7 protein-coding genes are annotated in these 13,511 nt (G+C 68.7%); 4 read left to right on the forward strand and 3 right to left on the reverse strand.

Annotated elements, in window-relative coordinates; translation table 11 throughout:
• The first annotated feature begins 189 nt into the window (after positions 1-189).
• From ACIQU4_RS06870 to ACIQU4_RS06885, 4 genes are all read left to right on the forward strand, one after another.
• Positions 190-1,128: a SigB/SigF/SigG family RNA polymerase sigma factor gene (locus ACIQU4_RS06870; RefSeq protein WP_403726800.1), complete on the forward strand. Its 939-nt coding sequence runs from the start codon at positions 190-192 to the stop codon at positions 1,126-1,128.
• 199 nt (positions 1,129-1,327) lie between these two features.
• Complete coding sequence (locus ACIQU4_RS06875) at positions 1,328-2,392, forward strand: glycine betaine/L-proline ABC transporter ATP-binding protein (RefSeq protein ID WP_403727711.1); 1,065 nt, start codon at positions 1,328-1,330, stop codon at positions 2,390-2,392.
• Positions 2,392-4,182: an ABC transporter permease/substrate binding protein gene (locus ACIQU4_RS06880; RefSeq protein ID WP_403726803.1), complete on the forward strand. Its 1,791-nt coding sequence runs from the start codon at positions 2,392-2,394 to the stop codon at positions 4,180-4,182. The genes ACIQU4_RS06875 and ACIQU4_RS06880 overlap by 1 nt, the downstream gene beginning before the upstream one ends.
• 283 nt (positions 4,183-4,465) lie before the next feature.
• Positions 4,466-4,759 carry a hypothetical protein gene (locus tag ACIQU4_RS06885; RefSeq protein ID WP_403726806.1) on the forward strand — a complete coding sequence of 98 codons (294 nt, stop codon included), beginning with the start codon at positions 4,466-4,468 and terminating at the stop codon, positions 4,757-4,759.
• Between the two features lie 962 nt (positions 4,760-5,721).
• Here ACIQU4_RS06885 and ACIQU4_RS06890 read toward each other — a convergent pair.
• The 3 genes from ACIQU4_RS06890 to ACIQU4_RS06900 form a co-directional block, all read right to left on the reverse strand.
• Positions 5,722-6,234: a DUF4158 domain-containing protein gene (locus tag ACIQU4_RS06890; protein ID WP_403726809.1), complete on the reverse strand. Its 513-nt coding sequence runs from the start codon at positions 6,232-6,234 to the stop codon at positions 5,722-5,724.
• A gap of 125 nt (positions 6,235-6,359) precedes the next feature.
• Complete coding sequence (locus ACIQU4_RS06895; protein WP_403726812.1) at positions 6,360-6,584, reverse strand: hypothetical protein; 225 nt, start codon at positions 6,582-6,584, stop codon at positions 6,360-6,362.
• Between the two features lie 538 nt (positions 6,585-7,122).
• A complete protein-coding gene (locus tag ACIQU4_RS06900) occupies positions 7,123-13,203 on the reverse strand; it encodes an RHS repeat domain-containing protein (RefSeq protein WP_403726815.1) in 6,081 nt (2,026 codons plus the stop codon).
• Between the last annotated feature and the right edge of the window lie 308 nt (positions 13,204-13,511).

Here is a 13,511-nt window from a genome sequence, read left to right on the forward strand (position 1 = left end):
AGGGGCCCCGCACAAGGCCGTGCACACAGGAGGAACCAGCCCCGCCGGTCGCGCGTGCGTGCGTACGCGTGCGCGTGTAAGCGGACGGCCGCATTTCCGGCAATTCTTGACGTACAAGCTGAAAGAGACCACCATCTACGGCAGTCAAGGTCCCGCGCCGCAAGCCGACAAGCCCAAGGAGCGAACCCCATGCCCGCCTTTGCCCCGTCCTCCACTTCCGAAACCGCCGCAGTCGTCCCCCGTCCGCGTCGCGGCAGCCACGCCGCCCGGATCGCGGACCTGCCGCGGATCGAGGAGCCCAGGGAGGTGGCTCCCGCGGATGCGAGGGAGCTGTCACGGGTGTTCTTCCGGCGGCTGCGCGAACTGCCCGAGGGCACGCCGGAACACCAGTACGTCCGGAACGCGCTCATAGAGATGAACGCCTCACTCGTCCAGTACGCCGTCCGCCGTTTCCGCGGCCGGGGTGACGGAGGCGACATCGAGGACATCGTCCAGGTCGGCGCCATCGGCCTGATCAAGGCCATCGACCGGTTCGACCCGGCTCTTGAGAACGAATTCGCCACCCTCGCCATGCCGTACATCACAGGCGAGATCAAACGGCACTTCCGTGACACCTCCTGGGCGGTGCGCGTCCCGCGCCGGCTCCAGGAACTGCGCATCGACATCGCCCAGGCGAAGGAGCAGCTGACCGCCACCCTCGACCGAGCGCCGACGGTCGCGGACCTCGCCGGCCACCTCGACCTCGCGGAGGAGGAGGTCATAGAGGGTCTCGTCGCCGCCAACGGCCACACCACCGGCTCCCTGGACGCCCCGCACGCAGGTCACGCGGAGCGCGGCGACGGCTCGGCCGACGGCCACACCCTCGCCGACGTCATGGGCGAGGAGGAGCCGGCCCTGGAGCGGGTCGAGGACATCCAGACCCTCGCGCCGCTGCTCGAACAGCTCTCGGACCGCGAACGCCGGATGCTGCGGATGCGCTTCGGCGAGGAGCTCACCCAGGCGCAGATCGGCGCTGCGCTCGGCATCTCGCAGATGCAGGTCTCGCGCCTGCTGACCCGCGTCCTCGCACACCTGCGCGTCTCCATGCTGGAGGACCCGGACCCGGACCCGGACATCTCCCAGGCCTGACCCGGACCTCCCGGCGTGAGGTGGGTCACCTCGGCGTTTACCCCGGAGGAGCCTGGGCACCCGCGGATCCGGAGCGGACCCTTCCGCCGGCCGTCACGCGGCCGGCCCGGGTGCGGGCGGATCCCGTGCCGCTCCACGGCCTGTGCCCGGCCCCAGCGGCCGGGCGCAGCCCGTTCCCGGTACGACCCGCGAGGTGTATGTGTCCACGCTCCAGGCCGAGCACGTCTACAAGGTGTTCGGAAGACGACCCGGCGACGCCGCCGCCGCGGTCCGCGCGCTCCGAGCCGGCGCCGGCCGCGACGAGCTGCGCGCCGCCGGTACGACGGCCGCTGTGATCGACGCCTCATTCCGCGTCGAGCCCGGCGAGATCTTCGTCGTCATGGGTCTGTCGGGATCCGGCAAGTCCACGCTGCTGCGCATGCTGAACGGACTGCTCGAGCCCACCGAGGGGCGCATCCTCTTCGACGGTCAGGACCTCACCTCCCTCTCCAGGCGTGAGCTGCGCCACGTCCGCTCCACCAAGATCAGCATGGTCTTCCAGCACTTCGCGCTCTTCCCGCACCGCAGCGTGCTCGAGAACGCCGCCTACGGGCTGGAGGTGCAGGGCGTCGCCCGCGACGAGCGCCTGCGCCGCGCCGCCGAGGCGCTGGAGCTGTGCGGGCTCGCCGGCTGGGAGACCTCCTGGCCCGACGAGCTGTCCGGCGGCATGCAGCAGCGTGTCGGCCTGGCCCGCGCCCTGGCCACGGACGCCGACCTGCTCCTGATGGACGAGTCCTTCAGCGCGCTGGACCCGCTGATCCGCCGCGACATGCAGGACCAGCTGCTGGAGCTCCAGCAGCGGCTCAAGAAGACCATCGTGTTCATCACGCACGACCTCAACGAGGCCATGCGCCTCGGTGACGGCATCGCCGTCATGCGCGACGGCCGCATCGTCCAGCAGGGCACCGCGGAGGACATCCTCACCCGCCCCGCCGACGACTACGTCTCCTCCTTCATCCAGGACGTCGACCGCTCGCGCGTGCTCACCGCCGACGCGGTGATGACCGAGCCCGCAGCCGGTGCCGCCCCGGCCTGCGGCTGCCCCAGCGTCACCGCCGACACCCCGATCGCCGACCTGTGCGCCGTCAGCGCCCGCGTCCCGCACCCCGTCGCCGTCACCGACGGCGCCGGGGTCGTCGTGGGCTCCGTACCGCAGGACCGCCTCGTCGCCTTCATCGGCGACGAACAGCGCGACCAGGTGCGCTGCGCGGAGGTGGCCGCCTGATGCCCCGCCTGCACCTCGGCGCCTGGGTCGACAGTGGTGTCGACTTCCTCCAGCGTCACCTGTCCTGGCTGTTCGACGCCATCAGCGCGCTCGTCACCGGCCTGTACGACGGCATCCACGCCGTCCTCGACGCGCCCGCCCCGCTGCTGTTCGCCGGCATCCTCGCCGTCGGCGCCTGGTGGCTGCGCGGGCTGCTCGCCGCGCTCCTCGCGTTCGCGGGCTTCGCACTCGTCGACTCCGTCGACCTGTGGTCCGACGCGATGTCCACGCTCTCGCTGGTCCTCGTCGCGACCCTCGTCACCCTCGTGTTCGCGGTCCCGCTCGGGATCTGGGCCTCCCGGTCCGACCGGGTCAGCGCCGTCCTGCGGCCCGTCCTGGACTTCATGCAGACCATGCCGGCCATGGTCTACCTGATCCCCGGCATCATCTTCTTCGGCGTGGGCGTGGTGCCGGGCATCATCGCGACCATCATCTTCTCGCTGCCGCCCGGCGTACGGATGACCGAGCTCGGCATCCGCCAGGTCGACGCGGAACTAGTCGAGGCCGCCGACGCCTTCGGAACCACCCCGCGCGACACCCTCGTACGCGTCCAGCTGCCGCTGGCCCTGCCCACCATCATGGCGGGCATCAACCAGGTCATCATGCTGGGCCTGTCCATGGTCGTCATCGCCGGCATGGTCGGCGGCGGCGGGCTCGGCGGCGCCGTCTACCGGGCCATCGGCAACGTCGACATCGGCCTCGGCTTCGAGGCGGGCATCTCCATCGTCATCCTCGCCATGTACCTGGACCGGATGACCGGGGCGCTGGGCCGCCAGGTCTCCCCGATCGGCCGGCGCACGCTCGCCAAGGCGCAGGCCGCCGCGAGCGGCGCCGCCAAGCTGTGGAACCACCGCCCCCAGCCCGCCTACGCCGTCACCGGAGCCGTGGTGCTCGCCCTCGTCGCGGGCGGCCTGAACACCTTCGGTGGCTCCGGGCAGCCGGCCGCCGCCGGGGCCGACGCCATGGGCAAGGGCCGCAAGATCAGCATCGGCTACATCCCCTGGGACGAGGGCATCGCCTCGACCTACCTGTGGAAGGAGCTCCTGGAGCGCCGCGGTTTCCAGGTGGAGGCGAAGCAGTTGGAGCTCGGCGCCCTGTTCACCGGGCTCGCGGGCGGCCAGGTCGACTTCCAGACCGACGCCTGGCTGCCGGTCACGCAGGCCCAGTACTGGGAGAAGTACGGGAACAAGCTGGACGACCTGGGCTCCTGGTACGGGCCCACCTCCATCGAGCTGTCCGTCCCCTCCTACATGAAGGACGTCACCTCCCTCGCCGACCTCAAGGGCAAGGGCGCCGAGTTCAAGGGCCGGATCATCGGCATCGAGCCGAGCGCCGGCGCGATGGGGATCCTGAAGGGCAAGCTGCTCAAGGAGTACGGCCTGGAGGGTGAGTACCAGGTCGTCGACGGATCGACCCCCGGCATGCTCGCCGAGTTGAAGCGGTCCTACGAGAAGCAGGAGCCGGTGGCGGTCGTGCTCTGGTCGCCGCACTGGGCGTACGCCTCGTACGACCTCAAGAAGCTCGAAGACCCCAAGGGGGCCTGGGGCAAGGGCGACGGCATCCACACCCTGGCCCGCAAGGGCTTCGCGGCGGACGAGCCCGAAGTGGCCTCCTGGCTGCGCTCGTTCAAGCTGACCGAGGCGCAGCTGACCGGCCTGGAGGCGAAGATCCAGGAGGCGGGCAAGGGCAAGGAGCAGCAGGCCGTCCGCACCTGGCTGCAGGAACACCCGGAGATCGCGAAGGCGGCCTGACCGCCGTGCGGAGGTGAAGGCGCCGGCGGGACGGTGGAGGAGCACGCTCCACCGACCCGCCGGCGCCTTCGTCCGTGTTTCCGCCGCGGACGCGTACGTCGTCGCGGCCCCGCGCGCCGGCGGGGGGCCGGGTCCGGGCGTCGGGAGCCGTGCCGGCGATCGGCGGGTCTGCTCCGGGAACGCACCCCTGACCTGCCGGAATCCTGGATGATTCGGCCCGTGCCCCGGAGGGGCCGGCCGTGGCACAGTGCCTGGAACAGCACCGCCCGACCAGGGAGCCACCATGCGCGATCCGCACACCGTGCCCCGGCTCGTGGCCGCCCCCGAGGCTCCGGCGGAGCCGAGCCCGCTGCCGCGCTGCCCCGTGTGCGGGAGCGCGCCGGAGCGGATCTCCTGGCGTCAGTGCCCGGGCCGGCCGGTGGCGCTGGTCTTCGACCCGTGCGGCGACCGGTACACCTCGCAGGCCCCGCCGATCCTGGCCGTCACCCCGCCGCCGGGGCCGCCCGTACCGGCTCGGCCGTCCGTATCGGTTCGGCTGCCCGTACCGGCTCGGGCGTCCGTACCGCTCGACAGCTGAGCAACGCGGTGATCCGCTCGGCGAACGCCTCCTCGCCGAGGATCTCGATGCCCGCCCCCTCGGCCCTGGCCACCTTGCCGCCCGCCTTCGCCCCCGCCACGAGCAGCGTCGTCCGCCCCGATATGCCGCTCGCGGACTCCCCGCCCGCCCGCCCGCTCGATCAGCTCGCGCACCCGGTCGCGCGTGTCGTACGCCGCCAGCGCGCCCGTCATCTTCCCCGTGACCAAAACGGTCTGACCGGCGAGCGGCCCCGGTGCAACCTCCGCGCCCGCCCCGCCGGCGAGGCGCTCCACCTGCGGCTCGGTGAGGCTGACCCCGGCCGCGGCCAGCTTGTCGATGACCGGTCCAAGCGATGCGACCTGGGCGACGATCCCGGCGGCCTTGGTGTCCCCGACCAGTTCGACCTCAACCATGGCGGCGGCACCGGCGGCCCGGATCGCCTCCATCGTCCCGAAGTGTTCTCCACATTTCGCGTGTCTCATGAGACACGACATCCTGTGGCGCAGCGAGCGAGACGTGACAGCGCGCCGCCTTCCCATCCAAGGCCTTCGGCATCGCCCTGAGACATCACGACCACATCAGGCGAGTGACTCAGCTCCCATTCACGCTTGCGGCCTCCCGGGTTCCCGTTCGAGTGAGTGCCGTCGCTCACGGGGCGAAATTGCGCAGGAGCCGTACGCAGCGTCCGGGCGGAGGCTTCGCCGAAGTGCGCGCGAGGGGCTCACGACGGGCCGGACGCGGCCGGGCCCCGGCGGCACGAAGAAGGTCAGCGGTCCGCTGATCGCGGATCCGAGTCACGTCGCCCCCGCTCTGAGGACTGGGAACGCCGGCACGTCGAAATCCAGCGGCTTGGCGGCCCGCACGACGCCGCGGCTCGCTGCCAGGCCCGATCGCCCGGATCGCGGTCAGCTTGCGGATCTCCCGCAGCGTCGAATCCAAGCTCACGTTCCCCGGCATCGACTTCACCAGCGACAGTACCGACTCCTCGTCATCTGCGGTGCCTTCCCGGTCCTCCCCGGCACCGTCCGCTTCCCCGGTCTCCGCCACCAGCGCGAGCGTCCGGCCCGCACCTCCGGCGCCAGCCGGGCCGCGATGGTGGTGAACCACGTCTCCTTCGCGGTGTGCAGCGCGGAGCGGACCATGCGCGTGATCCGGTCCGGCGTCGGCGGCTCGATGGACTCCTCGCGGCAGTGCTTGAGCAGCTCCTCGCCCACCCGGTCGCTGTTCCGCTCGGCGCGCGCGACGTTCGCCGCCAGCCAGGCCGTCAGCTTCTCCGCGTCCTGCACCGAGCAGACCCGGAAACTCAAATGCCCGCATATCTGAGCACGGTGGCAGTCCATCGTGCTCCCGGACCACTGGTAGGAGGCGAACTCCCCGGCCAGCACCTTCATCTGCCGACCCACGAAAGCGACCACCTCATCGGGGAAGTCCACCCGGCCCCGCAGGAACCGGCCATGCCGTGTGTAGTACTTCACCAGCAGAGCGAACCCCAACCGCGCCCCGCCCCGCATACCGCCACGAGCTCCATCTCGTCGTCCAGCACCGGCCAGTGCTCGACCAGCTCGTCCATCCCAACCGACTGCCGACCCATGGCGGCAGATCATGCCGGAGAGAGGCGACAGCAGCCTTCGTCGGCGGCGTCGGCGCAGGTCTCGGAGATGTGGACCTTGTGGCCGACCCACCAGGAACCCTGCTTGAGGCCGTAGCGTGCGTCGAGGTCGTACGGCGAGGCCAGTCGCAGCCTGGCCGGCGGGAGATCTCCGCTCTTCCGCCGCGTCACCGCCGTGTCCGCCGCGTTGACAGCGGTGATAGTTTCTGCAGCCACACCGTGCGCAGGACCTGCACCGCGGGGAGCTCTCGCAGCCAGGCCGGAGCCTGCGGGGCGCGCAGCGCTTCCAGCAGCGTGAAACCGTCCCGACCGTAGATGAGGGTCAGCTCGTCGCGCTCGAAAGCACGGTGTCCGCCGCTCGATGTTCGCGGACGCCCACATAGCGGGGCAAAGCCCACTGTCCTGACACCCCATCTTGATCACCGGCGAACTCGGACAAGGCATTGGGGGACACCATGCTATGCGGGTAGCCGCGCCATTACACGACTACGGCCTGCACGACACCCATGGGGGGCGCACAGGTCGTAGTCACGCAAATATGAGCGCAAAGAATCAGCTCATCGATCTCGTCCACTCGCGTTGTTTTTGCGCCGTTGATTTTTTACCAAATTCCCAACGATCACAGCGGCCGCCATGGTGACAATGATGGGAACAAAGGATCGGTATGGATCGGTCCACCCTCTGCTTACCATCACCACCATGACGATCAAAACGCTGGTCGGTGCGAGGTACTTCCAGAACAGTGTGCCTCTACTCATTCTCCCAGATCCCGCATCCGCTTTACCGTCTCCTCAATGCGTTGGACAGATCGACCCATTCGGGCATAAGAAAAGCGCGCGGCAACAGCTGCCCCTACACGCTCGCTTCCGCCGAGCCCACCCATGACCGCGCCAAATCCCGTAGCGATGGCGAACGAGGAAGTGTCCCAATTCTTTGTTCCCGCATTGAATGCGGCATAGGATCCACCCGCAGCAGCGGCGCCAATAGCTGCTGCAGCAATGGCTCCGCAAACCATGGACGCGATGCACGCGATTGCGCCGAGCGCGCCGATCAGCAGCACCCCATTCCCGGCGTAGTCTCTCCAATGCTTGGAGAAGTGATTGCCGACTGCGTCCGCTCCGGTCGAGATTATAGAAGTGGTCGTGTTCAGTGCCTTTTTGTACCAAGGTTGAGGCTTCGGTTTCGGCTTGTATCCCTCGTCAGAGGCCCAGACCTTGGGCCGCTCAGCCGTGGCCGAGTAGTAGGTGTACTGACTTGAGTCTCCCCAGCCGTAGACCGTGGTCTTGCTGAGACCGTTTTCCGCGCGGCCGTACTGTTGGGTTTCGGCGTAGCCCCAGCCCTTCTTGGAGTCGTACAGCCATTGCGCGTTGTGCTCTCGTAGGTACGCCGAGTCATTGCCGTCGGTGATGACCGGCCGCAGGCCGTCGGGGTCCATCATCGTGGCGGGGTTGTTGTTGGCGTAGCTGTAGCCGTCCAATTGCTGGGGGTCCGATGTGTCCATCAGCGGGTCGACGCTGATGAAGCGGCCGATGGTTGGATCGTATTCGCGGGCGCCCAGGTGGGTGAGGCCGTTGTCGTCTTTGGTGCCGCCGACGAAGCCCTTGTCGCCGTTCCAGCCGGTGGGTGCGGTGCCACGTTCACCACCGAAGATGCTGGTCTTGCGCCGGGTCACCACCTGGGTGGCGGCGTCGATCTGGGTAGTGGCCGTTCCGTGTGCGTCGCCCATGAGGAAGGCGATTCCGTGGGCGGTGCGCATGGCGACCGTCTTGCCACCGTAGGTGTAGTAGCGGGTGGCGGTTTTGGTGGTTCCGTCGGGCTTGAGAAGCAGTTCGTTGCCGCCGGGCAGGTAGAGCGTGGTGCCGGTGGAGTCCTTGCGGAGCAGCCGCTGACCGCCGGCGTCGTAGGTGTAGTCGGTGACCGCGGGGCCTTGGGTGAGCTTGGCCAGGTGGCCTTCGGGGTCCCAGGTCAGGTCCTGCTGGGCCGCGGTGCCGACCGTGCGGGTTTTGGTGTTGCCGGCGGCGTCGTAGGTGTAGCTGTCGGCGCTGGTGCCGTTGACGGTGACGCCGGGCAGGTTGTGTGTGCCGGCCGGAGCGGCCTGGTACCTGCGGATGGTGTCGGCAGCGGGGTCGGTGGCGGTCTGGTGCTGGGTTTCGGTGGTGCGGTTGCCGACCGGGTCGTAACCGTAGGACGTCCAGTAAGCGTCCGGCCCTCCGACGGTGGCCGCAGCGCCCGTGGCCGGGGTGATGGCGCACTGGTCGGTGGCGGTCCAGGCCTCGGTGATACGGCGCAGTGCGTCCGTGATGAAGCACTGGGTGTCGGTGACCGCGGCGGCGTCCTGGCCGGTGGTGGTGGATATGGAGGTCACGTTACCGGCGTTGTCGTAGGCGTACTTGGTGTCGTCCAGGCGGCGCAGGGTCGTACCGGCGTCCTGATCGGCGAACTGCTCGGTGAGGGCGTTGGTGTGTTCGTCGTACTTGTAGCTCGCGTAGGCCTTCTTGCCGAATGCGCCGTATACCTCGCGGAAGCTGCGGCCGTAGTGGTCGTAGGAGGTGTCGGAGACGATCGGGTCGGTACCCGCGGCCAAGGTGACGGGCAGCGCCGAGTTGTTGGTGTACAGGGGGGTGAAGTCCTCTTCCGGCAGGTCGCCCAGGGCCGGCTGGGAAACGGACTTGACCTCTCCCGTGGGGTAGTAGCTGGTCGTCCACTTGTACGTGCCCGCCAGAGCTCCCGCGCCGGCCGGGATCGTGACCTGGTTGATGCCCTGCTTGTACAGGGTGGTGTAGTAAGTGACCGCGCTGGTGTATGCCTCGCCGTTGACGTAGCGCGTGGAGGTGGCGGGCTGACCCAGACCGCCGGTGGCGGTGTCGTAGGTCCACCCGGACAAAGTGGTCGCTCCCTGCTTGAGAGCGGTTTTCCGGCCCAGGTCGTCGTAGTCGGTGTGCAGGGTGATGCCGCGGGAGTCGGTCACGTCCGTTGCCCGGTCACCGGCGTCGTAGGCGGTGGTGGAGGTGCCCTTGTCCGGGTCGTCGGCGCGGGTCTGGCGTCCGGCTACGTCGTAGCCGTAGGTCCACTGTGCCCCTGAGGGGTCCTTGACCTGTGCCAGCTGGGCGTGGTCGTTGAACGTGTATGTCATGGACTGCGAGGTAGTGCGGGCGGAGTTGGTGTACTCCTTCAGCTGCGTGGTGCGGCCCAGAGCATCGGTGAAGGTGGTCTTCGCCGTGCCGCCGGTCGGCGGGATGACGGTGGTGGTGTCGCCGGTGTAGCTGGTGGTGGTCCGTTTGGTTTCGTCGCCGAATTTCTTCGCGATGACGTCGGTGGTGCGGCCCGCGCCGTCGAACAGCGTGTCGGTGGAGGCGGGGTACGCGGTCTGCTGGCCGGTCACCAGCACGGCTTCGGCGTGGCCGTCCGCGTAGTAGGTGCCCGAGTTGCGCCAGGCCTGTCCGCGGGTGTCATAGAACGTCTCGGTCACGAGCCGCCCGGCATCGTCAGGAGAGGGCGCCTGGGTCTGGCGGGCCCGTAGCAAGCCGTCGTAGAACGCGTAGGACGTCTGATAGGAGTTCCTGTAGTTCAGTACGGCGGACGTCACCACGATCGGGCCGTCATTGCGCACCTGGTAGTCGAAGGTGCGGCTGGGGGTGTCGGGGTACGTGGCGGCGGAACGTGCGGGCGTCCAGATCTTTACGGTGCGGCCCAGCGCGTCGTATTGGGTGGTGGTCACGCGGCTGTTGGCGTCGGTCTCCGACGTGGGCAGGCCGCGCAACGGGTCCAGCGCGGTAGCGGTCTTGTGCCCCAGGGGGTTGGTGACGGTGAGCTGAGTCGGCGCCTCGCCGGTGGCCGGGACGAAATCCGTGCTGGTGATCTTCCCGTAGGCATCCGCCGCGGCCAGGGCTCTGCCGTAAACGTCGTAGCAGGGCAGAGTTTTGGCCACCCCGCAGGTGCTGGTGGCGGGAACGGTGGAGACGGTGTCGTAGCCGTCGCCCTTGCCGTTGATCTTGTCGGTACGCGTGACATCACCCTTGGACGGTGCGGCGCCGAAGGCGCCGTTGTCGTAGGAGGTGCGGGTGTCGCTGATGACGTCCTTGGGCCGGGAAGGAGCGGTGCCGCAGGGCACCGCAACGGTCTCGGTCCGCGAGACCTTGTTGAGGAGCCACAGGCCGGTGTTGCGGGCGTAGCTGGTGGTGGTGCATTTCTCGTCGCCGGTCTTGGCGGTGTCGCCGGTCTCGGAAAGAGAACTGGTCATGCCGTAGGCGTCGAACTCCCGGTGCAGAGCGGTGGCGCGGGTGCCGCCGCTGACGGTGGTACGGGTCTGCTCGTCGGAGGTGCCCGTCTGGTAGGCGGTCAGGTCGGGCAGGCCAGTGCGCGCGCGGGTGGCGGTGGCGGCCGAGCGCCAGGGGGTGGAGGACGTCGCGGAGACGAGCTTGCCGGTGTCGTCCCCGTTGTACGTGGCACTCTCGCGGACCATGCCCGTGAACTGCTCCCGGTCGGTGACCGCGGTGCCTGCGGAGTCCTGGACCGCCGCGCCGTCGATGCCGCGGAAGTACCGCGTCTCGGTCAGAGTGCGCGGGTCAGCGCCGGATCCCGTGCGGGTTTGCACCAGGCCGTATCCACGGGACACGGAGTAGGTGCGGTCGGTGTCCTTGGTGAACTCGTCGGTGGACTTCGCCCACGCGGCGCCGCCCAGATACTTGTAGGAGGTCACCTTGTCGGGAGAGAGCGCGATGTTGTCACCCTCCACGACCTGCTGGGCGGTGTAGGCATTGAACCAGTCCACCTGCGCGGTGGTCCCTTCGAAGGCCCACTTCACCGGATAGCAGGAGGTGGTGTTCGACGCGTCCGCAGATGGGAGACTGGTAGCAGTGCAGCCGGGCTCGGAGTAGGTGACCCCGACCGTGGCCCCGGTCTCGGTGGTGATCTGGTAAACGCGCAGCCGGACGAACGGCGCCAGGCCGTCGCCCAGTTTGTCGACGCGGTTGGCCAGCTGTTCACCTGCGAAGGTCACCGGCGGGAGCGTGACACTGCCGCCGTCCTTGCCGGTGCGGGTGATGGACTTGAGCCACAGCGGGGTAGAGATGCCGTCACCGGAGGCGGGGAAGTCCTGCGCGAGGGACCAGGAGTCCACGTCCTTGCTGGCACCCGCTGTCAGGATCCTGGTGGTGATGGTGGTCAGCCGCTTACGGGTCCAGAAGGTGGGCGAGGACTGGCCCGTGCACTGCGCTCCGTCCTTGCAGTACTGGTCGAAGGGCGTGTCGGGCCAGTTCTTGGCGTTGGTGGCATCGAAGGTGCCGCACGAGGTGAGGCAGCGTTCGTCCACCCCGAAGGCAACCTGGCCCATGGCCTTGGCCGCGTAGACGCTGGTGGTGCGCAGGCCGTAGTCGATGTGATCGAGGTAGCCGCCGCGGATATAGGGCGTGGCGGTGCCCTTGCCGGTGATCTCCGAGAAGTTCCGGGCGTAGTTGTTGGACTCGGTCTTCCAGTAGTACGCCATGGCGTTGGCATGCGGGTCGACGACGTAGTCCAGTTGCCAGCGCCAGGCCTGCTGGCACCAGGCGGAGGCGAAGGAGGCGTTGTAGCACGGCTCGCCCGCCTGGTTGCCGAACACCGGCACCGTCCAGGCGGAGTTCGTCACCGGAGTGGTGTCGTCCTTCCAGCCGGGCAAGCGGTTGAGGCCGAAGAAGTACTGGGTACCGTCGGTCGTGGTGACCTTCCAGTGCTCGCCGTCATTGTCCCCGTTGACCGCGCCGGTGAGCTTCTCGATCTTCTCGCCGGAGTCGTCGGCCGCATGCCAGCCCGTGGCCGCGTCATGCACCAGCTCGGTGCTCTTGCCGCCCAGCGACAGGGTGGCGTTGTCGTTGAACCAGCACTGGTCGCCGACCTTGGTCGCGTTCGTGCCGCCGGTCTTGTCGTCGTCGCAGGCCTTGTAGCGGCGCTCAATGAAGCCCGGTTCATAGGACCAGCCGTCGCCCAGCCAGCCCGGCTGGTTGTTGGACGCGGCGGTTTTGCCGTCCACGCTCTGCGAGTTGTAGCCCAGCGACACCGACGGCTGCAGCCCACCCGGCACCGCAGGAACCGTCAGGGGATACGACCAGGTGAACGCCCCTGACGAGCCGCCCCCTGTCCATGACCCTGACGGCTGCAGAGGCGTAGCCTTGTAAGTGCCCGAGCCACCCGAGGCGCTGGAGGTGACGGCCAGCACCGTGGCTTGCGACGCGCCCGCAGTCGAACGCGCCGCGTTCGGCTCCGTGTTCGGCTCCGTGTCCGAGGCGGCTGTGACCTGGGCGGTCACCGTCCCGGACTTGGTGTTGTTGGTCGTGACGAGCGGACGGGCGATCCGGCACTCGGCCTTGCCCGGAGTGGTCAGTGCGCAGGCGGGCAATTGGACCAGGTGCAGACGCGCCGCCCAGTCACCGCCGTAAGCACCGCGGAAGGCGGAGTAGTCGACCTGCACCTGAACCGGACCGGGCGCGGGAACGCCGCCGCTCCGGGCGACCGACAGCAACAGACCGTCCACGCCGGCCTTGTCCGCCTGCGGATGACCGGCAACCGTCACCCGGAATCTCGCCGGTCCGCCGGCAGTGGCCGTGCGCGCTGATGCAGGACCGGGCAGAAGTGTTACGGGCAAGGACCCGGCCTGCTGCGGCGCCAACGCCGCCAGCAACGGGCTGCCACTCTTACTCAGAACCGGCGAGGGCGGGGCAGCCAGGTCCACCTCGGCCGAACCCGCCGCGGGCCAGTTCACCTTCGGGGTGCCCTTCCAGGCATGCGCGGCAGCGTCGTCCTTGCGCTTGGCGCCCCCGGCGGCAACCGGCGTCACCGGCACCGCCTTCGGCTGCTGCATCCCCGGTAGAGACGGCCCTCTCGGAGCGGCGGCCACCGCCGCTACCGGGACCACCCCCATCACCACGGCGACTGTCAGTGACACCGCTAAACCGCGCAGACCGAATCTGATCACGCCCCACCCCTCGCCCGTCCGGCAATTAGCTGGGGAACAGTAGCAGGGCGCGACAACCGTGCACATGATTACTTTCATCCCACACATTAAATCCGGGGATACTCGAATGTGGATGTTTCAACGATTGCAGCCTATCGAGAACCATTACGTCAACGATGGGCTATCCGCGTATTTACGCAGGTCAGGGCGGTGTG

Source organism: Streptomyces sp. NPDC090741 (genome assembly GCF_044769045.1).
Lineage (GTDB): Bacteria > Actinomycetota > Actinomycetes > Streptomycetales > Streptomycetaceae > Streptomyces.

What these genes read in the sequence shown, in the direction of transcription:
- ACIQU4_RS06880 (WP_403726803.1), top strand. Translation starts at nt 2,392, where the DNA reads ATGCCCCGCCTGCACCTCGGCGCCTGGGTCGACAGTGGTGTCGACTTC.
- ACIQU4_RS06885 (WP_403726806.1), top strand. Translation starts at nt 4,466, where the DNA reads ATGCGCGATCCGCACACCGTGCCCCGGCTCGTGGCCGCCCCCGAGGCT.
- ACIQU4_RS06900 (WP_403726815.1), bottom strand. Translation starts at nt 13,203, where the DNA reads ATGCAGCAGCCGAAGGCGGTGCCGGTGACGCCGGTTGCCGCCGGGGGC.
- ACIQU4_RS06870 (WP_403726800.1), top strand. Translation starts at nt 190, where the DNA reads ATGCCCGCCTTTGCCCCGTCCTCCACTTCCGAAACCGCCGCAGTCGTC.